Origin of the sequence: Streptomyces sp. NPDC059718, from assembly GCF_042733315.1 — a bacterium.
Classification (GTDB): Bacteria; Actinomycetota; Actinomycetes; order Streptomycetales; family Streptomycetaceae; genus Actinacidiphila.
Genome location: NZ_JBHWGA010000002.1, coordinates 75,325 through 100,316, shown reverse-complemented (window position 1 = coordinate 100,316; position 24,992 = coordinate 75,325). Strand labels below are relative to the sequence as shown.

The following is a 24,992-nucleotide window of genomic DNA, read 5'->3' as shown; positions in this document are numbered from 1 at the left end:
CGTGTCCGGCGGCGTACGCCTCGATCGGGGGTTCGATAGAGTCCCGATCATGGAAGGGGCCTACCTGCGGGATGACGGCAGCTATCACGGCGAACTGCCTTGCCGGTGGTGCAAGACACGCATCAACCAGGGGGGACGCCGGAAGCCGCGTCTCTACTGCCGAACGTCACATCGCTGGAAGACCTACGGCGCATGGGTTGGCGCCGTGGTCGCTGGCCTGTTCTGACCTGAACTACTCAGTGCGCGGTTCGTCGGGGTAGGCGCAGGGCACGCACATGCCGAGCGACGTCGGGATGCAGTAACCGGCATCGGTGCGGCAGGCGGGGCAGGTACGGCGGGCGGTCATCGCTGCGGCGAGCGCGGCCCGCTTCCCGGGGGTCATCGGCCGTACGGGCTTCGCGCGGTCGACCCGGTAGAGGTAGGCGACCAGGACCCCGGTCTTCCGCCGGCGGGCTTGACGCATGAGCTGAGCGGCGACCGGCTGACCACCGGGCCGTAAGCCGCGGGCGCGTAGTTGCCGGCGGGTGGCGTAGCCGTCGGGGGCGAGGCGCCACGGGAAGGTGGGTATCCCCCACGTGGCGCCGGACGGGTCGTAGCACTTCCCGAACGCCGGCGACATCAGGCAACGACCTCAACGTCGCTGCTGTCGGTGCGCTCTGCCCGCAGGGTCTCGCGCAGCACGCGCGCCTTCGCCGGCGAGGTACGCACCGCGCGACGGATGCCCTCCGCCGTCAGGTCCTCGATCGCCCAACTTGCGGTTGCCTTACGGGCCTCGATCAGCAGTTCATCGGCCGTGCGGACCGGTCGGGGCGTACGGGCCACCTCGGGGACCCGACCGGTCGCCCCACGGGGGCGGGTCGGCTCCGCAGCCGCCACCGCGACGGGAGCCGACTCGATCGACCGGACCGGCTCGACTTCCACGGGCGGGGCCGGGGCGGGAAGCGCGACCGGAGCAGGCTCCGGCGGGGTCGACTCTTCCAGGTCAGCCGTAGACCGATTCCTGTTAGTCTCGGTCGATTCCTCCGCATTCGCGTGCGGGGTCGACTGGTGGTGCAGCACCTTGGCGACCAGGTCGGAGCCGAAGTAGATCGACCCGACCGGAAGCGAGGTCGCCAGCAGCACCAGGGCCCAGTTCGCCGGGTCCCAGTCGGCCAGCCGCCCCCAGTCGACCGACCCGCCGTGCAGCTCCGGCACCAGCCCGTGCACGTAGTTCAACAGCAGCGAAGCGACCGTGTACGTGGCCAGGACCCGCAGCGCGAAGCGGCGGTCCCGATCGGTCAGGACCAGGGTGGCGATCAGGGCCAGGGCCATCAGGCCGTCGACCACGAACGGATACAACGTCGCCGCGGTGGCGTCGGCGCCGATGGTCTCGGCGACGTCGCGCAGGGCATTCCAGGAGACCCGGAAGGCCATGCCGACGACGCCGACCAGAGCCAGCACCAGGGCGGCCCGCCCCTTGCGCTTGAGGTTCACGCGGCACCGCCCGACTGCCCGGCGGGGCTGTTGGCCAGCGCCCGCCGTGCGGCGAGCACACGCCGGCGGGCCCGACGCAGACGCCGGGCATCCACCTCGGACGGGGTGCGGTCAAGCGTCATGATCTGCGCGTCCAGCAACTCGACTTCCGCCAGGACGACGGGCATCTCACGCTCGATCGCGAACAGCTCAGCGTCCGACGGTTCACCATCGGACAGGTCGCCGGTAACAACCGGCTGACGTGCAGCGATGTACGCCATGGGTCACAGTTCCTTTCACGGAGGAACGGCCCGAACAGCACCCCCGGAGTTGGCCCTCCGGGGGTGCGCGCCGTTGAAGTCGGAAACTCCGGCTCCCCGCCACCCCGCCCGTACAGCGCAAAGCACCGGACGGGCGGAGGAGGCAACCGGCCGCAGCAGTAGAGCCGCGGAATGATCTAGACGCGCTGTACTCGCACGCAGGGAGAGCCCACGCGCGCCGCCCACTTGTTTGCAGAGGCAGGGCGGTTTTTCCTCAGCACACTGTTGAGTTCTCAAGGAGCGGACGCTTCCTTCGGATCCCTGTCACCGAACCCTCCGGGCGCTATGCAGCGGCGACACACCTTGCGTGGTGTGTATCACCTACCACTCACGCTGCCAGAAGAGTTCCGCGCCGTCAACCCGTGGATTTCGACGCAGAGCCGTGGGCCGGCCGCGCGTGGTGGTGGTTCAACTCTGCTCAGTCCATGCGGAATTCGGGAGCGTGTACTTGGGGGTGCACTCGTGCACTCCCACGTGCAAACCCTCTGCACCGTGGCCCTGACCTGCGTAGAGTGACGATGGGTCAAGCTGGGACTACGGCCGCTCTCCGGGGGTTCGATGGCAGATCAGAACGCCAGACTGGCCGCGCTCATGCAGGAAGCCGCCTTCTCCCACAAGTCCCTTGCACGCGCAGTGGTCACTGCCGCCGCACTGTCAGGCGAGGACGTCACCTGTGACCACACGTACGTGACCAGGTGGCTCAAGGGCTCCATCCCGCGCGGCAACATGCCTCAGTTCATCGCCGACGCGATCGGGCGCAAGGTGGGACGTCGTCTCACGATCGATGACGTCGGGATGGGCGACGCGGCCGTGTCCGCCGTGCAGCCGGAGTTGGGGCTTGACTTCGCGGACAGGCCGGAAAGCACGGCCAGGACCGTGGCCGACCTCTGGCGTGCCGACCTTGCCGACGCTGAGACGCTGGTTCGGGCACTGCCGGATTCTGCGGCTTGGAACACGGCGTCCCTCCGCTGGATCGTGGCTCCTCCGGACGGAGACCTGACGCGGGCGGGCAACCGGGCGGTTGGCGCGGTGGACGTGGACATGGTGCGCTCGACGGCCGATGCGTTCAGCATGCTCGATGGCAAGTTCGGCGGTGGCCATGCCCGGCGCGCGCTGATTCAGTACCTGCACACGGATGTCCGGCCGATGCTTGATGGGAAGTACTCCGACGACGTGGGCAGGCAACTGCACTCAGCCGTGGCGGAAGCGCTCCTACTCGCCGGCTGGATGTCGTACGACAGTGGACTTCACGGCATCGCTCAGCGCTACCTCATTCAGGCGCTACGCATGACGCAAGCGGCCGGTGACAGGCTTCTCGGCGGGAGCATCCTGTCCGCCATGAGCCATCAGGCGACGTTCCTGGGGCGGTACCAGGACGCTGCAACACTCGCGCGTGCCGCATATGCCGGTCCGGGTCCCGCGCTAGGGCCGACCATGGCCGCACAGTTCCGCGCGATGGAGGCGCGGGCACTGGCTCGCCTCGGGGATGAGCGGGGCTGTGACCTCGCGCTTGTGGAGGCGGAACGCAAGCTCAGCCAGCGCACGGCTAACAGTGACCCGCCGTATATCGCGTACTTCGACGAAGTGGAGCTTGCGGCCGAGATAGGCCACTGCTTCCGCGACCTGGGGCGCTCCGTCGAAGCTGCGCAGCGGGGTGGGGGCTCCATCTTCGGAGACGGCCTGAACAACCGAAGCGACTTCTTCGCGACGATGGTTCAGGCCGAGACATACATCAATCAAGGCGAGATCGGCCGTGGGTTTGATATCGCGTTGAATGCGCTGCAACTCGGCGAGGGGTTGAAGTCTGCGCGCTGTGTTCAATACGTACGGGAATTCGAGGGACGCATCACGGACGGAATGAGGCGGGCTGCGGAGTTCCGTGTATTCGAGGAACAGGCCCGCAGCTTCCGCCTCTGGCAACAGACGTGACGTTTCTAGAACGGCGCCCAGTCCCGGCGAGACCCACCCGAGCGTAGGCTTCGCACCCGCTTCTCGACTTCCTCAGCCGCACGTGGATTAGTGCTGGCATTCTGGGAAAGCCATGTGACCATCAGAAGTTCCCGGATGCTTCGCAGAACTGTGTACCCGGACCATTCCCGCACGTCGAACCCGTACCCGGCGACGAAATCGGCGTACTCGGCTTCTGTGTGCCAACCAAAGCTGTCGTAGTACATGGCAGTCTGCATGAGGTCCCATTCTCGGGGGCCTGTAACGAACCCGTCCAAGTCGATGACCTTCGGACGACCAACCGTGTCACGCAGGACGTTTCCCACGTTGAAGTCGCCATGCAGATGACCCGCTGGAAGCTCGAAGCAGAGGCGGCCGTACTCGGCCGCCAAATCGTGGGCCATGGACTGGAGGAAATTCCGGGTAGTGTCCGCAATGGCGGCACTCTTCAAACGCACCGCAACCTTTTCGAAAGGTTTAAGGAGTGGGATCGAAAAAGGCGGCGACTCCAGTTCGTGCAGCCGCCGCAGCAATACGCCCATTTCTCCCGTACTCGCGTACGTATCTCCGTCTGAAAGACCTTCCCAGAACGTAACCGGGTGGCCCTGAATGACGACCGGCTGTTCGGCCGTCGTGACAAGTCGAGCCGCCGGATATCCTTCCGCCGCGAGCCATTCCGCCACGGCCACTTCCCTCCGTACAGAAGGAAGCCGATCTGGACTCCGGCCGACCCGGGAGATGATACGGCCGCCGTCTACGCGGAACACCGCATGGTCGCCGAACCGAAGCATCTCGATTCCGTCCGGTTCCACGTTTGCGACCTCGCATGCCTTGCGCAAGATGGCGCCCGCCGCGTCGGCGTCGAACTCAGTTCGTTGGGTCGCCGTCATGCCGTCTGAGTCCCCTGCCCGACCGGCAACGCACGCACTTCCCGCCCTCGCGCCGCGCCCTTGCCGATGAGCCCTTGACCCTCCATCAGCGCGATAGCAGAGCGGACGGCAGTTCGCGACGCTCCGAACCTCTCGCACAGCTCCTTTTCCGTCGGGAAGCGGTCGCCAACCCTGACCCCGTCGACCCGCAAGAGGTCAGTCACCTTCTCGGCCAACGGCCGGCGGTCACCGCTCCCAGTAACGAACCACCCAGCGCCCTGTACCGACTCAATGACACCTTCAGCTTTGAGCGCGGCAAGCGCCCGTTCGATGGTGCTGCGGCTCACCTTGTACGCGCTCACGAGCGCAGCCTGAGACGGCAGCGCGTCTTCGATCTCACCCGTCTCGATCTTCTGGCGCAGTGACTCAGAGACTTGCAAGTACGTACCTCGCGGACTGGCCTGCGGCACGTTCTGCCTCCTTCCCGGGCTTTCCCCGCCATGATCCTCGTTTCCCTCGATGTTAGCCGCGAGGGGAGGGAAAAATGCCGGTCTCGCATTACATCTGTACTTGCGAAAGCTCCGCGTTAAGCCTCTCTACTACCTCTCCAATATGCCGAACGGTGTCCCCATCGATCGTCTCCGTCACGGAAAGACCGTGAACGATTTCAGCCCTAACGCTTTGAAGTTCTCGGATCTCACGATAGGCGCCTTCTGATAGGAGTCCTTCGGAAACCATCTTCTCAACCATCTGGCGCACACCCAAAGGTCGACTTTGTGGGACATCTTGAAAGTGCCGCGCCAAAGTCCATTCTAGGACAGAAAAGGCTAGGACGAACGCAGCTCTCAGGAGTTCTTGGTTCCCTGTGGACTCGCCGGATTCCACCAGCTCAGAGACGGTTTGCAGCCTGTCCTCAATTTCGCCCCCTTGGGCCAAGCGTGACATATGTGGGAGGATGAGGACTTCAATATCCCATCCATTAAAACCGTGAAGACGCTGGCGAATTTGCTCAATTTGGGCAATTTTGGATTGTGAACCAGCAGACCGCTGCTGAACAACCTCAAAGATGATGCCGCCGTTGGGCCCGACAGCGATGGCATCAAACTCTTCGCCCGGATTGACGATGAAACCCTCTGGCAGATGCTCGCCGCTGGTTACATTGGTGTACATTGCCCAATCGGGCGGGAGTTTCTTCGCCCGCTCACGCAGCGCCCTCACCGTTGCATCTTGCCAATCCATGGCAACTCCTCCTGCACCATAGCTGAATATACGGTCACGTAAACGAACGGATCACCATTGAGTAGGTGAGGAAGGATGATTGATGGTGGATTCTTAAATGATCCATCCAGCATGTCCCTCCTGGATGCCGAAACATCTTGGATCTGTGCGTCATCTACCAACACTTCGGGATATGTGCCGTCAATGATCCGCTTCAAGATGTTGTCGATATCCACATCTGTCGGCCCCACATGGAAATACGTTACCGATACGGACACGTCGTCCACGAGCGGAAACCCGTCCTCGGGTAGCTTCTCGGTGGCGCAAGTGCGGACATGTTCAATCCATCGCTGCTTCTTCTTTGCGTCTTTGGAGTTAACTGAGAGCGGGATGCCGGGAACCACAAATTCCCATATCATCCAATCTTTTCCCCTCCCTGGACTGCACGTCCACCGTCTGGCGTCAGCCTACGGGTTGATTCTCCCCGCCGGCAGCCGTGACCAGGGCTCAATGCAGATGGGCACGCCAGCATGGTGGAACCTGCCATCGATTCACCCGGCTCCGGCCACGCCGCACTGTGTACTTCATCGGCGTCGTCCCTCGGGTCTGAGCTGGCACTCAACATGCCGCTCGTTGTCCTGGTCTTGTCCAGTACACCGAGGGCCGTCTGCCACAGTACGTGCGCCCCGCCTGAAGTCGGTCCCCCGGAGTGCTGCGGCCAACCTGCGGCCAGGTGGCCACGGCCAGAGTCCTGTTGGCTGCCGTCGCCGCAGGTCAGGCGGCGGTTCGGTCTTGAAAGCGTGCGGTCTTGAAAACCGTCGTGGCAGCGATGTCACCGTGGGTTCAAATCCCACACTCTCCGCACTAGGCCTGCGAAGGCGCTGGACAGAAGGGGTGCCCCAAGACACGGGGGCGCCCCTTCTTCGTGCGCGATGGCCGCTGTGGATCCGGAAAACCGGATGCCGCACGCCGGACCTGGTGCGGCACCACGGCTCGGCCCTACAGTCCTTGATCATGACCTCGACAGACACCGTGTTCGAACTCGCGCTCCGCCGACGCGGTGGAGGGTTCCACTTCTACTACGGCACCCCCGGATTGGGGCTGGCGCTGCTGTGCCTGATCACTGTCGTGGCGGTCGTGATCTGGTGGCAGGTCACCAAGCGACGTGATGGTCGGTGATCGGACCGCGCTGAACTCAGGGGGTTGGCGGAACGGCTTCGGGCCCGAGTTTTGCTGCGAGCGCGAGGCCGAGCAGAACCAGGCGAGTGCGCCGGCGGGCCGGCCGGATCATCGGAGGCCGAACCTCGGTCCCGAGCAGCGGCTTTATCGGTCGCCTACGCGCTGGGGGGAAGGTCTTGAGGAACGTCCTGGCGGTGATGTCACCGTGGGCTCACGTCCCACACTCTCCGCGCCGGGCCGGCGAAGGCGCTGGACGGAAGGGGTGCCCCAAGACACGGGGGCACCCCTTCTTCATGCGGCGGGGACGGGTGAAAGCCTCGACGCCGCCGTACGCCGGGCCTGTCGGGGCCGACCGTCCGGCGAACCGCCGGTGTCGGTGACCGGGCGGCGGGGGCGGGGGTGAGAGAATACGCTTAACGGTCAAACCGGGCATGGGATCTGCTCGCGTGCCGCGGGCGGTCACCGCGCCGGTCCAGGCCGCCGTCCCGAACGGCAAGGGCTGATCACCATGACGGGTGTCGCGCTCCTGGGTCTGCTGCTGGCCTCGGCCGGTGGCCTGGCCTATGCCCGTCGACGGTTCCCGGTGGCGTTCTGGCTGTTGTTCGGGCTGCCGCTGGCCTGGGGGCGGTTCCTGTCGACCTACGGTTCCACGATGACGGCGTGCGGGCTGGCCGTACCGCCGTCGTGGGCGCGGGCGTTGGCGGGGCGGGCGGCGGGGCGCAGGGAGGTGCGGCCGGTGCCGCCGAGGATCCGGCGGGTGGGCGGCTCGCTGACCGGCATGCGGGTCCGGCTGCGGCTGCCGGGCGGGCTGGAGCCGGCCGATGTGGCCGCGGCGTCCAACCGGTTGCGCCATGCGTGGGGCGTGCACGCGGTGCACGTGGTCGAGCTCGGCCCCGGGGTGGTCGAGTTGCGGATGACCGGCTACGACGTGCTCCGCGACGTACGGATGCCGCGCCGCCTGCCGTCCGGCCCGATGGTGGTGCCGGTGGCGCTGCGGGACGACGGGACCGCCTTCGTGCGGAACTACCGGGAGATCCCGCACGCGCTCACCCTCGGGGCGAACCAGTCGGGCAAGTCGGTGTACCAGCGCAACCTGATCATGAACCTGGCCCGGTTGCCCGTGGCCCTGGTGGGGATCGACTGCAAGGGCGGGGTGGAGCAGATCCCGTACGCGTCCCGGCTGTCGGCCCTGGCGACCGACCGGGAGCAGGCGGCGGAGCTGCTGGACGCGCTGGTGGGGGAGATGGAGCACCGGTTCGCGGTGCTCAAGGAGTGCCAGCGCACGGCGCTGGACGCCCCGGACGAGGAGGTGGCCTCCGACATCTGGGGGCTGCCCGCGTACGTGCGGCCGGTGCCCGTCGTGGTGCTGGTCGACGAGGTCGCCGAACTGTTCCTCAGCACGACGAAGAAGGACGAGGAACGACGGGACCGCATGGTGGCGGACCTGATCCGGCTGGCGCAGCGGGCCCGCGCGGTCGGCATCTACCTGGAGATCTGCGGGCAGCGCTTCGGGGCGGAGCTCGGCAAGGGCGCCGCGACGCTGCGGTCCCAGCTCTCCGGTCGCGTCGTGCACCGCGTCAACAAGCAGACCGCCGAGGTGGGCCTGGGCGACATCTCGTCCGAGGCGATGGCCGCCGCGACCGCCATCGCCCCGGACCGGGTGGGGGTCGCGGTGGCGGGCGACGTCTCAGGGGGCTGGTCCCACATCCGCACCCCGCTGGTGTCGATCGCCGAGACCGCGGCCGTGTGCCGGGCCCACGCCCATCTGGTGCCCGACCTGCCGGCCCTGGACCGGTACCGCCCCTCCGCCGAGGGCGAGGAGGACGGACCGGCGGAGCCCGGGCCCTTCCCCCGGCCCCGCTCGGGCCCCGAGTGAGGACCGGTAGCCTCGCGGGGTCGTTCACCGGTGCGGAGGAGGGGATCGTGATGGCAGCAGCGGGATTTCCGCTGATCGAGCCGTACGCGACGGGGCTGCTCGACGTCGGGGACGGGCAGCGCGTCTACTGGGAGACCAGCGGCAATCCGGACGGCAAGCCGGTCCTGTGCGTGCACGGGGGTCCGGGCTCCGGGGGGAAGCGGGGCAGCAAGAAGACCTTCGATCCCGAGGCGTACCGGATCGTGCTGTTCGACCAGCGGGGGTGCGGGCAGAGCCTGCCGCACGCCTCGGACCCGGCGGTGTCGCTCGAGCACAACACGACCGAGCACCTGATCGCCGACATGGAGCGGCTGCGCGAGCACCTGGGCGTCGAGCGGTGGATGCTGTACGGCGGTTCGTGGGGCTCGACGCTGATCCTGGCGTACGCGCAGCGGTACCCGGCGCGGGTGTCGGAGATCGTGATCGTCGGGGTCACCACGACCCGGCGGGAGGAGATCGACTGGCTCTACCGCGGCGTGGCCCGGCTGGTGCCGGGGCCGTGGGAGGCGTTCCGGGACGGGGTGCCGCCCGGTGAACGGGACGGGAACCTGCCGGCCGCGTACGACCGGCTGCTGAACGGCCCGGACGCCGCGGCGCGGGAGAAGGCCGTACGCGACTGGGTCACCTGGGAGGACGCGGTCATCGCCCACGAGACCAACGGCAAGCCGGGGGCCTATGGTGACCGGCCGGACGACGACCTGGTCGCCTTCGTGCGGATCTGCGCGCACTACTTCGCCAACGGCGCCTGGCTGGAGGACGGGCAGCTGCTGCGGGACGCGCACCGGCTCGCCGGGATCCCGGGGGTGCTGATCCACGGGCGTCTTGACCTGGGCAGTCCGCTGACGACCGCGTGGGAGCTGGCGAAGGCGTGGCCCGACGCCGAGCTCCAGGTGATCGACGACTCCGGTCACACGGGCAGCCCCACCATGGGGGAGGCGGTCGTTGCGGCGGCGCGGCGCTTCGGCACGCGCTGACGCGGACGGTCACTCGCCGCGGGGCCGGTCACTTGCCGCGGGGACGGGGCGGGACGATGTCGAGCACGGCCATCATGCCCATGTCCTCGTGGTTGAGGATGTGGCAGTGCAGCACCGTCCGGCCGGTGAAGTCCGTGAAGGGGATGCGGATGACGACCCTGCCGCGGGCGGGCACGTTGACCGTGTCGAACCAGCGGTGGTCCGGGTCGCCGGCCTTCCCGTTGGTGCTCATCAGCTGGAACTGGTTGGTGTGGACGTGGAAGGAGTGCTCCTCGTCGCTGTCGTTGCGGACGGTCCACTCCTCGACGGTGCCGAGGACGGAGGTGAAGTCCACCCGGTCCGGCGCGTACGTGCGGCCGTTGACGTAGAACACGTCGCCCGCCGCGTTCTCGGTGAACACCACCGTCTTGCGGTCCGCGACCGTGGCGTGCGCCAAGTCCTCGTTGGGCGCGAAGTCCGTCGGGATCCGCGAAGGGGTCATGGGGGCGCCGCCGGTCACGACGGTGGCCAGGTCGGTGCGGGGGAACCGGTTGCCGGCCTTGCCGGTGTCGTAGGCGAGGGTCTCCAGCGTCGTGGTGCCGGGCCGGCTGCCGCCCTGCACCAGGACGTCGAACCGGGCGCCGGCGGCGACGACCAGCGTGTCCGCCGCGTAGACCCGGCGGACCGGGTAGCCGTCCTGCGCGATCACGTGGAAGCGGCTGCCCTTCAGGTGCAGGCGGTAGTAGATGTTGGCGCCGATGTTGGCCAGCCGCCACAGCTGGGTCTCGCCGGGGCGGAGGACGATCACCGGGTTCTGCTGCCCGTTGACGGTGCGGTTGGTGCGCGTCCCGATCTTCAGTTTGTGGGTCCTGATCGCGTCCCCGTGGATCTGGAAGTCCTTGAGCGCGACGACGTGCTCGGTGATCCCCCGCAGGGACGGGGGCAGGTACCGCCGCAGGCCGTCCACGAGGATGACGCCCGACTCCCCGCCCGCGACCTGGGCGGCGGACATCATGTCGGCGTGCGAGTGGTACCAGTAGGTGCCGGGCGTGATGGTGCGCGGCAGGCGGTAGGTGTAGTGGTGGCTCCGGCCGTACGTGATGGCGATGAAGATGTCGTCGGCGGGGCTGCGCGGTGAGACGTGGAGCCCGTGCACGTGGACGTTGGTGTCCTCGCGCACCCGGTTGGTCATGGTGAGGTCGATGCGGTCGCCGGGCCGTACGCGCAGCGTCGGCGGCATGTACCGCCCGTTGTAGGTGAGGGCGTACAGGCGGTGGTCGCCGACCCGGACCTTGCGGCGCTCGACGACGATGGCCGCCTTGAGGACGCCGTCGCGGCTGACCAGTTCCGGGGGGTCCTGCAGCCGTGGGCCGGGTCCCTCCGGGGGCGCCTGCCGGTCCTGCGGGGCGGGCCGGTCCGGGGCGTGGGGGTGCCCGGACGGGGTGTGCCCGGCGCAGCCGGCGAGCCAGGCGGCGGCGAGGAGCAGTGCGGCGACCAGCCGGGTGAGCGGGGTTCGGGCGCGGGACCGGGTCACGTCTCTCCCCTGGGTAAGCGGTGCGGCCGGGCGGGGACGTCCGGGCGCGGGGCGCGACGGGCAGCGGGGGTCCGTCAGCCGGAGCGTAGGAAGCGGACGGCCGCCTCCCGGCGCGCCACGCACCGGGGAGGTGCGGCATCCGCTCGAACGGCGCCGCGGTGGCCACCCGGGCGGCGGCGCCGGCGGGGAGGACCGGGTCGCCGAGGTTGGCCGAAAGTCGTGCCGTAACGATTCCGCGCCCACCGGGCCCGGGTTGTGGTGTCCGGGACGCGGCCGAGCGGGTCAGCGGCGGCGGTTGTGGAGGTTTGTCGACAGATCGTCACGCTTGCGAGCGAAAGGGATCAAGGTCCGGCTTGTCCGTCGTGGTGCTGGGCAACTCTGCTTGCGGCGACGTCGCAGAGCCTGCGGAGCGGTCGGCCGGCCGCACCGCGCACCTGGTATCCACTCCTCGGAGGGAAACACATGGCAAGCATCCGTACCGCCCGAGTCGTGTCCGCCCTGGCCGCGCTGCCGCTCGCTGCGGCGCTGTTCGCCGGCACGGCGGTGGCCGACAACGGCGCCGTGGCGGGTGGCACCTCCAACGCGACCGTGGTGAGCAACAGCGGCGGCAACGTGGGTCGCGACAACTTCGGGACGGTGACGACGACGCAGCAGGCGGCGACCGGGGCGGGGGCCTCGAACCAGAACAGCACGGCCAGCGTGGTGGGTTCGGCCTTCACCACCATCAACCAGCCGACGTTCAACATCCACTTCGGCCCCATGTGGTGAGCGGACCGGTCCGCCGCCGGGGCGGGCCGAGGGGCTGAAGGGTCGACTGCGCGACGGCAACCTCACTGCCGTCGCGCAGTCGCGTCCGGAATTGTCCACAGCCTGTGGACAACTCCTTCCGCCCAGGCGTCTTGACAGTGGCGCCGCTCCCTCGCCAATCTGACGATCAGTCAGAAACTGGGGGCGGTGGCGGCGACGATGACGACCGACGACCTGTACGAGCGGCTGGTGACGTACGAGGGGCGCCCCGCCGCCGTCGCGGGCGAGGGCAAGGACCCCGTGAACCGGCCCATGATCAGGCACTGGTGCGAGGCGCTGGGCCATCCCGTCCCGCAGGACGGCACGGCACCCGCCCCCATGCTCCAGGTGTGGACCATGCGCGGGCTCCCCGGGCCGGGGGACCCCGCCGGGGGCGGTTCCCGCGCCGGCGCCTACGACGAACTGCTCACGCTGCTCGACGAGGCCGGCTGCACCGCGGTCGTCGCCACCGACTGCGAGCAGGAATACCTGCGGCCGCTGCGTCCCGGCGAGCGGATCACCTTCGACGCGGTGATCGAGTCCGTGTCGCCGCGCAAGACCACCCGCCTCGGCAGCGGCCACTTCGTCACCACGCGCATGGACGTCCGGGCGGACGGCGAACTCGCCGGCCGCCACCGCTTCCGCATCCTCAAGTACGCCCCCGCGCGGGCGCCGGGCGAGGGGCCGCGACGGCCCCGTCCGGTCGTCAACCGGGACAACGCCGGGTACTGGGAGGGCGTCGGGCGGCACGAGTTGCTCATCCAACGCTGCTCCTCCTGCGGCACCCTGAGGCTGCCGTGGCTCCCCGGCTGCAACAGCTGCGGCTCCGACGCCTGGGACACGCTACCGGCCTGCGGGCGCGGCACCGTCTTCAGCCGCGTCGTCGTGCACCACCCGCCGTTCCCCGCCTTCGACCCGCCGTACGCGGTCGCCCTGGTCGAACTGGCCGAAGGGGTCCGCCTGCTCGGCGGCGTGGTCGGCGTGCCGTACGGGAAGGTGCGCATCGGCCTGCCGGTGACGCTCGAGTTCCGGCAGGCCGACGGGGAGCCGGCCGTGCCCGTCTTCCGCGCGGAGGTGTGAGATGACCGGACCGGGGGCGCGGGCGGGCGACGTCCTGCCGGAGCTGCGGATCCCCGTCACACGGACGCTGGTCGTCGCCGGGGCGATCGCCACCCGCGACTTCCAGGACGTGCACCACGACCCCGACGCGGCACGGGCCAAGGGCTCGCCGGACGTCTTCCTGAACATCCTCACCACGGGCGGGCTCGTCGGCCGGTACCTCGCCGGGCACTTCGGCCCCTCGGCGGTGCTCCGCTCACTGCGCGTACGGCTGGGCGCACCGGCGCACCCCGGCGACGAGCTGGTGTTCACCGGGAGCGTCACGGCGGTGCGCGGCACGGAGGCGACCGTCGAGGTCATCGGCGCGGTCGGGCGGGGGCGGCACGTCACGGGCACCGCGGTGCTGGAGGTGGGGGGCGGATGAGCGTGCGCCGGCGCGACGGCCTGGGCGGACGGGCCGCGATCGCGGGGATCGGCGCGACGGAGTTCTCCAAGGACTCCGGGCGCAGCGAACTGAAGCTCGCCGTGGAGGCCGTGCGCGCGGCGGTCGAGGACGCCGGGCTGACGCCGGACGACGTCGACGGCATGGTCACCTTCACGATGGACACCAGCCCGGAGATCACCGTCGCCCAGGCGGCCGGCATCGGCGAACTCGGCTTCTTCTCCCGGATCCACTACGGGGGCGGGGCCGCCTGCGCCACCGTGCAGCAGGCCGCGATGGCCGTCGCGACCGGCGTCGCGGACGTCGTCGTCTGCTACCGGGCCTTCAACGAGCGCTCGGGCCGCCGCTTCGGCTCCGGCGTCCAGCAGCGCGAACCCTCGGCGGAGGGCGCGGCGCTCGGCGTCAACCTGCCGTCCGGGCTGCTCACCCCCGCGTCCTGGGTCGCCATGTCGGCACAGCGCTATCTCCACACGTACGGGCTCGAACCGGAGGTTTTCGGCCATGTCGCCGTCGCCGGGCGCCGGCACGCCGCGACCAATCCGGCCGCGTACTTCCACCGCCGGCCCATCACCCTGGCCGACCACGCCGCGTCACGGTGGATCGTCGAGCCGCTGCGCCTGCTCGACTGCTGCCAGGAGACCGACGGCGGCCAGGCCCTGGTCGTCACCTCCGCCGAGCGCGCCCGCGACCTGCGGCACCCGCCTGCGGTGATCAGGGCGGCCGCCCAGGGCGCGGGGCGCGGCCAGGAGCAGATGACCGGCTACTACCGGCCGGACCAGGACCTGTGCGGGCTCCCGGAGTCGGCGGTCGTGGCCCGCCAGTTGTGGCGGACCTCCGGCCTCGGGCCGCAGGACGTCGACACCGCCGTGCTCTACGACCACTTCACCCCCTTCGTCCTGATGCAGCTGGAGGAGTACGGATTCTGCGGGCGCGGCGAGGCGGCCGCCTTCGCCGCCGACGGAGGTCTGGAACGGGACGGGAGGCTGCCCGTCAACACCCACGGCGGACAGCTCGGCGAGGCATACCTGCACGGAATGAACGGCATCGCCGAGGCGGTGCGGCAACTACGCGGCACCAGCGTCAACCAGGTCCCCGGCGCAGCCCACGTCCTCGTCACGGCCGGTACGGGGGTGCCGACCTCGGGACTGCTGCTGGGCGCGGCGGACTGAGCCGGCCCCGGCACCGGCGGCCCATCCGGGGCCGGGCGTTGCTGCGTACGGCTGACAGCGGGGCGTGGCTGCCCCGTTCGCGGGCGGCCGCCTGCGTTCACTCGACCCATGCGCGAACACAAGCCGATCATCCGACACGGGGCGATCGTGGCGATGGTGCTGGCCTGCCTCCTGGCCGGTCCCACCGCGGCCGAGGCCGTCGTGCCGCGTCCCGCCGCGCCGGTCGCCAAGCCGGCCTCGGTGACGGCTTCCACGCCGGGCGCGGTCCGTACGTACCGGCCGGCCCGGTCCGCCCGGGCGCCCGGTGACGGCGGTGACGACGACCCGTACGGCTTCGCCGACACGGGCCTCCTCGACGGCCTGGACCTCCCCTACGGCCTCGGCGGTGAGGAACGCGCCCCGTCCGGGGGCGGCCCGACCCGCGTCTACCGCGGCTACGGCTTCGACACCTGCCGCACGCCGCCGCTGTCCACGATGCGGGCCTGGCTGCGCTCCAAGTACCGCGCCATCGGCGTCTACTACGGCGGCCGCGCCCGTGCCTGCAGCACCCAGCGGCACCTCAACCGCACATGGGTGCGCTCGGTGCACCGCATGGGCTGGCGCATCCTGCCGATCTACGTCGGCTCGCAGTCGCCCTGCGTACGCGGCAGACACCTGCGCAACCACCGGATGAGCACCGACGACCCCTGGGACCAAGGCGCGAGCGAGGGCTGGGACGCCGTGCGCAGGGCCGCCGCACTCGGCTTAGAGGAGGGCAGCGCGCTCTACCTCGACATGGAGGCGTACAACGTCAAGCGGTCCCGCTGCGCCGACCAGACCCTCGACTTCATCCGGGCCTGGGACCGCGAGGTCGACGACGCCGGCTACCTGCCGGGCCTCTACAGCAGTTCGGAGTCCGGCATCCGGCACGTCGAGCGGGCCCGCCGGGAGGGGTACGACGACCTGCCGCGCGCCGTCTGGTTCGCCCGCTGGCAGGGCAAGCCCGCGGTGCGCAGCGAACCGGTCCTCGGCCGGGACGCCTGGCATCCGCACGGGCGCATCCACCAGTACTCGGGCAGCGTGCGCGAGAAGCACGGCGGCCGGCGCCTGGCGATCGACCGCAACCGGCTGGACGGGCCGGTGGCCGTCGTCGGATGACGCGGCGGGCGGCCGCGAGGACGCCGCCCCTGCGGGGCGACCCGTAGGGGCGGCGGGCGCGGCCTCAGCCCTCCGGAGGTGGGGCGGGCCCCCGCCCTACGACTTCAGGGTGACCCCGCTTCGGCACCTGCGGCGGATCCCCCGCACCCGGACCGGCTCCTAGCGTGGAGCCATGACGACGCCCGTGTGCACCAGCGCCTCGCAGGCCCAGTTCACCCGCTACGTCCGGGCCAAGGGCCCGGCGCTGCTGCGGACCGCGCGCTCGCTCACCGCCAACCCCTGCGACGCCGAGGACCTGCTGCAGACCGCCCTGACCAAGACCTACCTGGCGTGGGACCGGATAGACGACCACCGGGCGCTGGACGGTTACGTGCGCCGCACGCTGGTCAACACCCGCACCTCGCAGTGGCGCAGGCGCCGCGTCGAGGAGTACGCCACCGACGAGCTCCCCGAGCCGCACGGCCACGCCGTGACCGGCCCCGACGAGGCCGAGCGGCAGGCCCAGCGCGACGCGTTGCTGCGCGCGATCGCCCGGCTGCCGGCCCGCCAGCGGGCGATGGTCGTCCTCAGGTACTACGAGGACATGAGCGAGGTGCAGACCGCCGAGGCGCTCGGGGTGTCGGTCGGCACGGTCAAGAGCGCGGTGTCGCGCGCCCTGGGCAAACTCCGCGAGGACCCCGAATTGCGCCTGGGGTAGTGACATACCGCTCGGTATGCCAGCAGAATCTCAGCACCCACCCACCCACGCGTAGCCGCTTCAACGAGGAGGCGCCCGGTGCTGAGCACAATGCAGGATGTTCCCCTGCTGGTGTCACGGATCCTGACCCACGGCTCGACCGTGCACGGCCGGTCGCAGGTCACGACCTGGACCGGCGAAGGCGAGCCGCAGCGCCGCTCGTTCGCCGAGATCGGGGCCCGCGCCGCCCGCCTCGCGCACGCGCTGCGCGACGAGCTCGGCGTCGAACGCGACGACCGCGTCGCGACCCTGATGTGGAACAACGCGGAGCACGTCGAGGCGTACTTCGCGATCCCCTCCATGGGCGCGATCCTCCACACGCTCAACCTCCGGCTCCCCGCCGAGCAGCTGGTCTTCATCGCCAACCACGCCGCCGACCGCGTGGTCCTGGTCAACGGCACCTTGATACCGCTGCTGGCACCGCTGCTGCCGGCCATGGAGTCGGTCGAGCACGTGGTCGTCGTCGGCCCCGGCGACACCTCGCCGCTGGAGGGCTGCCGTCCCGCCCTGCACACGTACGAGTCCCTCATCCAGGGCCGCCCGGACCGCTACGACTGGCCCGAGCTGGACGAGCGTTCCGCGGCCGCCATGTGCTACACCTCCGGCACCACCGGCGACCCCAAGGGCGTGCTCTTCTCGCACCGTTCGATCTACCTGCACTCGCTGCAGGTCAACATGGCCGAGTCGATGGGCCTGACCGACGCCGACACCACCCTGGTCGTCGTGCCCCAGTTCCACGTCAACGCCTGGGGCCTGCCGCACGCCACCTTCATGACCGGCATCAACATGCTAATGCCGGACCGCTTCCTGCAGCCCGGCCCGCTCGCCGAGATGATCGAGGGCGAGCGTCCCACGCACGCCGCCGCCGTCCCCACCATCTGGCAGGGCCTGCTCGCCGAACTCGCCGCCAAGCCCCGCGACATCGGCAGCATGCGGCACGTCACCATCGGCGGCTCCGCCTGCCCGCCCTCCCTGATGGAGGCGTACGACAAGCTCGGCGTCCGCCTCCTCCACGCGTGGGGCATGACCGAGACCTCCCCGCTGGGCACCATGGCCCACCCGCCGGCCGGCCTCACCGAGGAGGAGGAGTGGCCGTACCGGATCACCCAGGGCCGCTTCCCCGCCTCCGTGGAGGCCCGGCTGGTCGGCCCGTCCGGCGAGGTGCTGCCCTGGGACGGCGAGTCCGCGGGCGAACTGGAGGTCCGCGGGCCGTGGATCGCCGCGGCCTACTACGGCGGCGCCGACGCCGAAGCGCTCCTCCCCGAGGACAAGTTCAGCCCCGACGGCTGGCTGCGCACCGGCGATGTCGGCACCATCACCCACGACGGCTACCTGACGCTGACCGACCGGGCCAAGGACGTCATCAAGTCGGGCGGTGAGTGGATCTCCTCGGTCGAGCTGGAGAACGCCATCATGGCCCATCCGGCCGTCGCCGAGGCCGCGGTGGTGGCCGTACCCGACGAGCGCTGGGGCGAGCGGCCGCTCGCCACGGTCGTCCTCAAGGACGGCACCACGGTCGGCTACGAGGAACTGCGCGCCTTCCTCGGCGAGAGCGTCGCCCGCTGGCAGCTGCCCGAGCGCTGGGCCGTCATCCCGGCGGTGCCGAAGACCTCGGTCGGCAAGTTCGACAAGAAGGTGATCCGCCGCCAGTACGCAGCGGGGGAGCTGGACGTCACCAAGCTCGTCTGACGACACGCCACGCGTACGCCGGGCCCCGGGGGCCCGGCGTACGTCGTGCGGTGGGCCCTCAGGAGCCGATCTTGCCCAGCATGTCGACGATGCGCCCCTGGACGTCCGTGCTGGTCGACCGCTCCGCGAGGAAGAGGACCGTCTCGCCGGACGCCAGCCGTGGCAGCTCCGCCGGGTCGATGTCCACCGCGGTGTAGACGACCATCGGCGTGCGTTCCAGCCTGCCGTTCGCCCGCAGCCAGTCGATGATGCCCTGGCGCCTGCGGCGGATGAGCATCAGGTCCATCACCACGAGGTTGGGGTGCATCTGCGCGGCGAGCGTCATCGCGTCCGCCTCGGACTGGGCGTGCGCGACGTGCATCCCGCGCCGTTCCAGCGTGGCGGTGAAGGCCTGGGCGATCGGCGTGTGGGCCTCGATCAGCAGCACCCGCGGCGGGTGCTGCTCGCTGTCGCGCGGGGCCAGTGCCTTGAGGAGCACGGCGGGATCGGCTCCGTACGCGGCCTCGCGGGTGGCCTGGCCGAGGCCGGCCGTGACGAGGACGGGCACCTCGGCCTGCGCCGCCGCCTGGCGCAGCGACTGCAGCGCGGTACGTGTGATGGGCCCGGTCAGCGGGTCCACGAAGAGCGCGGCGGGCGGATCGGAGACCTGGGCGTCGACCTCCTCGCGCGAGCGGACGATGACCGGGCGGTAGCCGCGGTCCGTCAGCGCCTGGCGGGTGGAGGCGTCCGGCTCCGGCCAGACCAGTAGCCGGCGCGGCTCGTCCAGCACGGCCCCGGGCTCGGGGCCGGTCTCCTCCGTGACGTCGACGGCGCCGTTGGGGCCGTCGAGCGGCTCGGGACCCTCGCTGGCCTCCGTGGGAGCGCCTATGGCGTACGCCCGGCCGGGGGTCTCCGTGCCGTTCACGGCCGCGGGTGCCACGGCCTTGGGCGCCTCGGGCTCCGCGGGGGTGGCGAGCTTGCGGCGGCGCCCGGAGCCGCTCGACGGCTGGGCGACCTGCTCGTTGATCTGCTGGGCGAAGGCGACGCCCTGGCCGAGGGTGCGCACGCTGATGGCCCGGCCCTGCGTACCGCCGTCGCTCGGCATGGGCGACGGCACGGACGACGGCTGGGGCTGCGCGGGCGCGGGTGCGGGTGCCTGGGGCGGGACCATGGGCTGCGGCTGCGGCGGCACCACGGGCTGTGGCTCCGGAGTGCGCTGCGTCTGCTCGGGGATCATCGGCGGCTCGACGGCCGGCGGTTCCGGCAGCGGCGCCGGGGCGGGCGGGGGAAGCCGCCGCGGGTCGACGATCGCCGACGGGCGCGGGGTGCTCTCCACGATGCCGCGCGGGCGCCGGGCCGAGCCCTGGGCCTCCGGCCACTCGGTCGCCGGGGTGGCCGGGACCGAAGGGGCGGCCGGCAGCGCGGGGAGCTCCGGCGTCGCCCGGGCCTCCGTGGTGGGGGCCCGTCGCGCACGGCGGCCGTTGCCCGGCGCGTCCTGCTCCGGCGTGGGGGCCGCCGGCAGCGCGGGCACCAGGCCCGGCTGCGGCTCCTGCGGGGCGCCACGTCGGGCTCGCCGGCCGGTGGGCTGCTCCTGTGCCGGGGCGGGTGCCGGAGGGAGGGCGGCCTGCGGCTGGGGCTGCGGTTGCGGCGGGGTCTGCTGCTCCTCGGGACGCCGCAGGGCACGGCGCCGCCCGGTGGGGGTCGGTGCGTCGGTGGTCGGCGCGGCGGGCAGCGCGAGCGCGGCACCGGGGGCCGGCACCGGGGTCGCCACGGGCGCGGCGGGCCGGGGCGGCTGCGGGGCCGGGACCGGCGCCTGCGGCAGGGCGGCCGGGGCGGTACCGCGCACCGGCTCGGCCGGCACCGGCATGACGGTCGTCTCCGACTCCCGCCGGGGCTCCTTGACCGCCGTCCTCGCCCCGCCCTTGCCGACCGGCACCTCCATCACGTACGCGCTGCCCTGCCCGGGCACCTCGTGCGTCTGGAGCACGCCGCCGTGCTTCTCGACGATGCCGCGCGCGATCGGCAGGTGCACCGGGTTGTCGCCCGCGTGCGGGCCGCGCACCTCGATGCGGACGGAGTCGCCGCGCTGCGCCGCCGCCACCACGATCGTGGAGTCGACGCCGCCGACCACGACCGGCACGTTGCCGGCCGCGTCGACACCCGCCACGTCCGCGATCAGGTGGGACAGCGCCTGGGACATCCGCTCGGCGTCGACGGTCGCCTCGATCGGCGGCGCGTGCACCGCGTACTGCGCCCGCCCGGGACCGATCAGCTCGACCGCCGCCTCGACGCCGGACGCCACGACCTTGTCCATCGAGGTCGTCTCGCGCTGCAGCTTCTCCTCGCCCCGGTCGAGCCGCTGGAAGGAGAGCACGCTGTCGATGAGCGTGGTGATCCGCGCGTAGCCCGCGGTGAGGTGGTGCAGGATCTGGTTGGCCTCCGGCCACAGCTGCCCGGCCGGGTCGTTGGCGAGCCCGGCCAGCTCGGCCCGCAGTTCGTCCAGCGGCCCGCGCAGGGCGTCGCCGAGCAGCGACTGCAGTTGCGCGTTGCGGGCGGCGAGCGCGTCGAAGCGCGTGCGGTCGGTGAAGGTCATCACCGCGCCGACCAGCTGGTCGCCCTCCCGTACCGGCGCCGTGATCAGGTCGACCGGCACCGAGCGCCCGTCCTTGCGCCACAGCACCTGGCCGCGGACCCGGTGCTTCAGCCCGGAGCGCAGCGTCTCGGAGAGCGGCGTCTCCTCGGCCGGCAGCGGGCTCCCGTCCGGACGGGAGTGGTGCACCAGCGGGTGCAGCTCCTGCCCGCCGAGGTCGGTGGCCCGGAAGCCCAGGATCTGCGCCGCCGAGGGGTTGACCAGGACGATCTTGCCGTCGGTGTCGACGCCGACCACGCCCTCGCTGGCGGCGCGCAGGATCATCTCGGTCTGGCGCTGCTGGCGGGCGAGTTCGGCCTCGGTGTCCAGCGTCCCGGTCAGGTCGCGGACGACCAGCATCAGCAGCTCGTCGCCGGTGTAGCTGTAGGTCTCGGCGAAGGGTGTGCGGGCGTCGTCGAGGTTCGCGCTCGTGACCTCCACCGGAATTTCACTGCCGTCGGTCCGCCGGGCGACCATCCGGGTCGGCTTGGTGCGGCCCACGTCGTCGTCGGGGCGGCGCATCGAACCCGGGATGCGACGCGCGTCGAACGCCGGCAGGAGGTCGAGCAGCCCGCGGCCCACGAGGGCCGTGCCCGGCGACTCGAAGGTCTCCAGGGCGATGGAATTGGCGTTGACGACGGTCCCGTTGGCGTTCACCAGCAGCAGCGCGTCGGGGAGCGCGTCGAGTATTGCCGCGAGGCGAGCAGCGCCTCGGGATGGCCTGCTGCTCACGAGACGCGTCCTCCCTGAAAACCGCACTTGCTGCCGCGCCACCACCCGCGAAGGGGGCATCCACCGGTGGTGGCCATCTTGCCGCCGACCGGGGGGCATGTCACTAGAGCGAGTGTACGGGCAGAGGTTGGCGGCGAGGCTCCGGATGCCCATGTCCCTTACGCGTGAGTAGTGTTCGTGGCCGAGCCGTGCGGATGTGGTGTCGGTCACCTCCGCAGGTCACGCCCCCGGGCCACCGGACCCGTCGTGGACGGCGGGTGCGGGCAGCACCGGGGCCATCCGCCGCCAGCGGGCCGTCTCGCAGCCGTTGCTGCGGTCGTAGCGGGCGTCCACGGGCCGGCCGCGCCAGCTGCCCCGCACCGTCGCCCGCTGCGGGCCGCCGTAGATCATCGTGCACATCGTGCCCTCGGGCTCGGGCCCCACCGGCCCGCCCAGCCGGTCCAGGAGCGCGCACGCCTCCGTCGCGTCCGGGTGCGTCCCGCCCGCGGGGTCGCAGCGCAGGTCGTACTCGGACAGGTGCCCGCCCCCGTCGTCCACGGTCACCCGCAGCACGTCGGGCGACTCCCCCGCCCCCGGAGGGCAGGCCAGGGCCGGTGCGGCCACCGTCAGCGGCAGGCCGAGCGCGAGCGCGGCGGTCATGGGTACACGAGCCAATCGCATGCTCCGTCCCTACCTCCCCGGCACCGTCCGCGCCCGTCAATCCACCCGATCGTGGGCGCGCCGCCCCGGCGCCCGCCGCAACGCCTTTGCCCTGGCCGCGCACGGCCGAGTAATCTGGTCAGCGATTGGTCCCAGCCCGGTGGGCTGTGCCATCATCTGCACACACCCGCTCGCGCGGGTACGTGAGGAGGCGTCGCCTAGTCCGGTCTATGGCGCCGCACTGCTAATGCGGTTTGGGCTTTACCGTCCATCGAGGGTTCAAATCCCTCCGCCTCCGCCTCACAGAAGCCCCGGCCACCCGGCCGGGGCTTCTGCCGTTCCCGGCACCCCTGCTGGACCCCGGATTCGGCGTTTCAGCAGGTCAGAGCGGGTGCGGCTAATGGATTTCACCTCACGGCGCGGGTCATGTAATGTTGTTCCCGCAACGCCGACCGGCAAGAAAACGCCGGGAAGCACAAGCACTCGTAGCTCAACGGATAGAGCATCTGACTACGGATCAGAAGGTTGCAGGTTCGAATCCTGCCGAGTGCACAGCAGGCCAGAGGCCCCCGGAGATGATCCGGGGGCCTCTCGCGTTGGGGCGTACAGCAGCGAAGTACAGCAACCGCGTCAGTCGCCGCCCATGGCGTTGGAAAGCTTGCCGAGGGCCGTCCGCACTTCCTCATCGCTTGCCGCGGCGTAGACCTCCATCGTCATCGCGATCTGCGAGTGCCTCAGGATGCGCTGAGCCACCGTGGGATGGACCCCGAGGGCGACCAGGAGCGAGCTGCACGTGTGCCGGGTGTTCCGCAGTGGGATTGCCCGGAGGCCGGCGCGGCGAACGCGCAGGGCGAACATCCGGGTCAGGTTGCCCGGCTCGATCGGGGTTCCGTGCTTCGTGGTGAAGATCGGCCCACGGCTGTCCTGCCAGAGCTCCCCAGCAGCCTTCCGGTCCCCGAGCTGCTGTGCGCGGCGCATCCGGAGCGCGTTGCGGCAGAGTTCGGGCAAGGGGAGGAAGTCGTCGGAGTCCTCGGTCTTGGTCTCCCGGTGCAGGATCTGGCGGCCGGCCCGCTGGATCTGGTGATCGACGTAGAGCTCACCCGCCTCGAAGTCCACAGACGACCACGTCAGCCCCAGGACCTCGCCACGGCGCAGCCCGAGGGACAGGACGAGCACCCAGGCCGCGAAGAGGTGGTCATCGCGAGCCGCGGCGTCGGTGAGGAATCGGCCTGCCTCGGCGACGGACCACGGTTTGATCTTCTGGCGCCGGGGCTTGGGCACCTTCACCAAGGAGGCGACGTTCTTGCTGATCTCCTCCTCTGCCATGGCATGCGTCAGAGCGGCCCGGAGAGCGTCGCGAGCTGCCTGGATCACCCGGCGGGACGGGTAGGCCCCGCAGCAATCGCCAACCGCGCAGCAACGGCGCTGGCTCGGCTTCCGCTTGGCGTCCTTGCCCTGCGCACAGCACTGGCAGACGGTCGCCAGCCTGGTCAGCCACTCGCGGACGTCCCGCACGGTCAGCTTGTCGAGCCGTTTCGACCCGAGGTGGGGAGCGATGTACAGCCGGACCGCGCCCTCGTACGAGACGTACGACAGCGGGGCGAGGTGGGGCCGCACGATCGACTCAAGCCAGTACGCGAGGAAGGCGGCCACGGTGCGGTGCCGAGTGGCCACCGGGCCCTTCTTCGCCTCGGTGTGAAGGTTGATCCACTTGTCGTGAACCTCGTCCCGAGTCTTGCCGTAGACGTACTCAATGATGTCGGGGACCGTGACGATCCCCTTTGGCAACCGGAGCACTGGAAGGTGGAGTTGCAGCTCATTTTCGGCGAGGACCCGGCATGGGCTGATCTTGACAACTTGGGACATCAGGACACCGGGCTCGACTATGAAGAGATCGGCGTTCCGAGGACTGCCGCGCTCAGAGAGATGCGTCGCTTCATCGAGTCGTACCCCCAGCTGGCCGCTATGTGGCGGGCCGAACCGACTCGCAGCGAATTGAGCCTCGAACGAGCGGGGTAGCTACCGCGCCCGGTACAGCGGCCCGGTACCGCATCTCAGTAACCGTCCCCGTCCGGCTAGAGCTACCTATCGGAAGGTGCGGTGCGACGGAGGGCCTGCATTCCCGGGCCGTCTCTGGGCCGTCCGACGGTAGCCGACGACGACAGATGACGACAGTCGCCGACGCTCCTTCCCCTGCTCAAGGGCGCTGCTCCGAACACCGTCGCAGGTGCCATCCCCCGGACGGAAGTAGAGGAAGTTCAGAGCCTTCTCAAGGAGGAACGGCCCCTGACATGTACAGATGGGCAGACCAGGGGCCGTCGGAGTCCTACTGGGCCTCGTGTGGGCCGTGATCTTCCTGAGCCATGCGCTGAAACACGGTATCGATGGCTCGACGGGCACGCTCTTAGCTGTCGGGCATCAAGTGGGCGTACACCCGCAGCGTCATCGCCGGGTCGACATGCGCAGGTCAACGGACTGCCCGACGCGCCGGAAGCTTACAGGGCCGTGATCACTCGCCCCAAAGCAGCTTCCGGTCAAAGCCGTTCCGCCGACCTTTCGCGTCAGCAACCCACCGCCCCTGGGTCACGAATGAGCAAAGCTTTAGGTG

The 24,992-nt window shown here is 70.4% G+C and carries 22 protein-coding genes, 2 tRNA genes and 1 pseudogene; 14 read left to right on the top strand and 11 right to left on the bottom strand.

Translation table 11 applies throughout. The features are described 5' to 3' along the window. Positions 1-232 precede the first annotated feature (232 nt). From ACFV3E_RS02940 to ACFV3E_RS02930, 3 genes are read right to left on the bottom strand one after another with little or no spacing between them, the layout of a single operon-like run. Entirely contained in the window at positions 233-619 is a 387-nt protein-coding gene (locus ACFV3E_RS02940) for an RRQRL motif-containing zinc-binding protein (RefSeq protein ID WP_500533070.1), read from the bottom strand. Next, positions 619-1,473 (bottom strand): DUF2637 domain-containing protein, encoded by an 855-nt coding sequence (locus ACFV3E_RS02935; RefSeq protein ID WP_500533069.1) that lies wholly within the window; start codon positions 1,471-1,473, stop codon positions 619-621. Before ACFV3E_RS02935 ends, ACFV3E_RS02940 begins: the two co-directional genes overlap by 1 nt. Continuing rightward, the gene (locus ACFV3E_RS02930) at positions 1,470-1,733 is read right to left on the bottom strand and encodes a DUF6284 family protein (RefSeq protein ID WP_500533068.1); all 264 of its coding nucleotides are present in this window, start codon (positions 1,731-1,733) and stop codon (positions 1,470-1,472) included. The genes ACFV3E_RS02935 and ACFV3E_RS02930 overlap by 4 nt, the downstream gene beginning before the upstream one ends. 597 nt (positions 1,734-2,330) lie before the next feature. On the opposite strand from ACFV3E_RS02930, the gene ACFV3E_RS02925 reads away from it, so the two are divergent. Beyond that, entirely contained in the window at positions 2,331-3,701 is a 1,371-nt protein-coding gene (locus ACFV3E_RS02925) for an NsdA family TPR-like regulatory protein (protein ID WP_500533067.1), read from the top strand. Between the two features lie 5 nt (positions 3,702-3,706). Here the strand turns inward: ACFV3E_RS02925 and ACFV3E_RS02920 are convergent, their stop codons facing one another. From ACFV3E_RS02920 to ACFV3E_RS02905, 4 genes are all read right to left on the bottom strand, one after another. Next, complete coding sequence (locus ACFV3E_RS02920; protein WP_500533066.1) at positions 3,707-4,609, bottom strand: phosphotransferase enzyme family protein; 903 nt, start codon at positions 4,607-4,609, stop codon at positions 3,707-3,709. Further along, positions 4,606-5,058 (bottom strand): GntR family transcriptional regulator, encoded by a 453-nt coding sequence (locus ACFV3E_RS02915; RefSeq protein ID WP_500533065.1) that lies wholly within the window; start codon positions 5,056-5,058, stop codon positions 4,606-4,608. Before ACFV3E_RS02915 ends, ACFV3E_RS02920 begins: the two co-directional genes overlap by 4 nt. An 88-nt stretch (positions 5,059-5,146) precedes the next feature. Then, positions 5,147-5,827 carry a hypothetical protein gene (locus ACFV3E_RS02910; protein WP_500533064.1) on the bottom strand — a complete coding sequence of 227 codons (681 nt, stop codon included), beginning with the start codon at positions 5,825-5,827 and terminating at the stop codon, positions 5,147-5,149. Beyond that, positions 5,803-6,225 (bottom strand): RusA family crossover junction endodeoxyribonuclease, encoded by a 423-nt coding sequence (locus ACFV3E_RS02905; RefSeq protein WP_500533063.1) that lies wholly within the window; start codon positions 6,223-6,225, stop codon positions 5,803-5,805. The genes ACFV3E_RS02910 and ACFV3E_RS02905 overlap by 25 nt, the downstream gene beginning before the upstream one ends. 595 nt (positions 6,226-6,820) lie before the next feature. Between ACFV3E_RS02905 and ACFV3E_RS02900 the strand changes: the two genes are divergently transcribed. From ACFV3E_RS02900 to pip, 3 genes are all read left to right on the top strand, one after another. Beyond that, positions 6,821-6,985: a hypothetical protein gene (locus ACFV3E_RS02900; RefSeq protein WP_500367875.1), complete on the top strand. Its 165-nt coding sequence runs from the start codon at positions 6,821-6,823 to the stop codon at positions 6,983-6,985. 508 nt (positions 6,986-7,493) lie between these two features. After that, a complete protein-coding gene (locus tag ACFV3E_RS02895; protein WP_500533062.1) occupies positions 7,494-8,861 on the top strand; it encodes an FtsK/SpoIIIE domain-containing protein in 1,368 nt (455 codons plus the stop codon). Between the two features lie 50 nt (positions 8,862-8,911). Next, positions 8,912-9,874, top strand: coding sequence for a prolyl aminopeptidase (pip, locus tag ACFV3E_RS02890; RefSeq protein WP_500533387.1), 963 nt, complete (start codon positions 8,912-8,914; stop codon positions 9,872-9,874). A gap of 28 nt (positions 9,875-9,902) precedes the next feature. On the opposite strand, the gene ACFV3E_RS02885 is transcribed toward pip, so the two are convergent. Beyond that, positions 9,903-11,387, bottom strand: coding sequence for a multicopper oxidase family protein (locus ACFV3E_RS02885; protein ID WP_500533061.1), 1,485 nt, complete (start codon positions 11,385-11,387; stop codon positions 9,903-9,905). Positions 11,388-11,849: 462 nt separating this feature from the next. Between ACFV3E_RS02885 and ACFV3E_RS02880 the strand changes: the two genes are divergently transcribed. The 7 genes from ACFV3E_RS02880 to ACFV3E_RS02850 all read left to right on the top strand — a co-directional run bounded on the left by ACFV3E_RS02880 (position 11,850) and on the right by ACFV3E_RS02850 (position 18,405). After that, positions 11,850-12,155, top strand: coding sequence for a hypothetical protein (locus ACFV3E_RS02880; RefSeq protein ID WP_500533060.1), 306 nt, complete (start codon positions 11,850-11,852; stop codon positions 12,153-12,155). 198 nt (positions 12,156-12,353) lie between these two features. Beyond that, positions 12,354-13,253, top strand: a complete 900-nt coding sequence (locus tag ACFV3E_RS02875) for a Zn-ribbon domain-containing OB-fold protein (RefSeq protein WP_500533059.1) — start codon at positions 12,354-12,356, stop codon at positions 13,251-13,253. A gap of 1 nt (position 13,254) precedes the next feature. Continuing rightward, positions 13,255-13,656, top strand: a complete 402-nt coding sequence (locus ACFV3E_RS02870; RefSeq protein WP_500533058.1) for a MaoC/PaaZ C-terminal domain-containing protein — start codon at positions 13,255-13,257, stop codon at positions 13,654-13,656. Next, positions 13,653-14,843 (top strand): lipid-transfer protein, encoded by a 1,191-nt coding sequence (locus ACFV3E_RS02865; RefSeq protein ID WP_500533057.1) that lies wholly within the window; start codon positions 13,653-13,655, stop codon positions 14,841-14,843. Before ACFV3E_RS02870 ends, ACFV3E_RS02865 begins: the two co-directional genes overlap by 4 nt. A 108-nt stretch (positions 14,844-14,951) precedes the next feature. Next, positions 14,952-15,980, top strand: coding sequence for a DUF1906 domain-containing protein (locus tag ACFV3E_RS02860; protein WP_500533056.1), 1,029 nt, complete (start codon positions 14,952-14,954; stop codon positions 15,978-15,980). A gap of 172 nt (positions 15,981-16,152) precedes the next feature. Continuing rightward, the gene (locus ACFV3E_RS02855) at positions 16,153-16,677 is read left to right on the top strand and encodes a SigE family RNA polymerase sigma factor (protein WP_500367857.1); all 525 of its coding nucleotides are present in this window, start codon (positions 16,153-16,155) and stop codon (positions 16,675-16,677) included. A 78-nt stretch (positions 16,678-16,755) separates the two neighbouring features. Further along, positions 16,756-18,405: a long-chain fatty acid--CoA ligase gene (locus ACFV3E_RS02850; protein WP_500533055.1), complete on the top strand. Its 1,650-nt coding sequence runs from the start codon at positions 16,756-16,758 to the stop codon at positions 18,403-18,405. Between the two features lie 58 nt (positions 18,406-18,463). Here the strand turns inward: ACFV3E_RS02850 and ACFV3E_RS02845 are convergent, their stop codons facing one another. After that, positions 18,464-21,745 (bottom strand): hybrid sensor histidine kinase/response regulator, encoded by a 3,282-nt coding sequence (locus ACFV3E_RS02845; RefSeq protein ID WP_500533054.1) that lies wholly within the window; start codon positions 21,743-21,745, stop codon positions 18,464-18,466. Between the two features lie 219 nt (positions 21,746-21,964). Beyond that, positions 21,965-22,399, bottom strand: coding sequence for an SSI family serine proteinase inhibitor (locus ACFV3E_RS02840; RefSeq protein WP_500533053.1), 435 nt, complete (start codon positions 22,397-22,399; stop codon positions 21,965-21,967). Positions 22,400-22,591: 192 nt separating this feature from the next. Here ACFV3E_RS02840 and ACFV3E_RS02835 point away from each other — a divergent pair. Next, positions 22,592-22,682, top strand: a tRNA-Ser gene (locus tag ACFV3E_RS02835). A 181-nt stretch (positions 22,683-22,863) separates the two neighbouring features. Next, positions 22,864-22,936 (top strand) — tRNA-Arg (locus tag ACFV3E_RS02830). 78 nt (positions 22,937-23,014) lie between these two features. On the opposite strand, the pseudogene ACFV3E_RS02825 reads toward ACFV3E_RS02830, so the two are convergent. After that, a pseudogene (locus tag ACFV3E_RS02825) lies at positions 23,015-24,136 on the bottom strand (tyrosine-type recombinase/integrase); the annotation flags it as partial. A 51-nt stretch (positions 24,137-24,187) separates the two neighbouring features. Between ACFV3E_RS02825 and ACFV3E_RS02820 the strand changes: the two are divergent. Continuing rightward, positions 24,188-24,403 (top strand): hypothetical protein, encoded by a 216-nt coding sequence (locus ACFV3E_RS02820; protein WP_500533052.1) that lies wholly within the window; start codon positions 24,188-24,190, stop codon positions 24,401-24,403. Positions 24,404-24,992 lie beyond the last annotated feature (589 nt).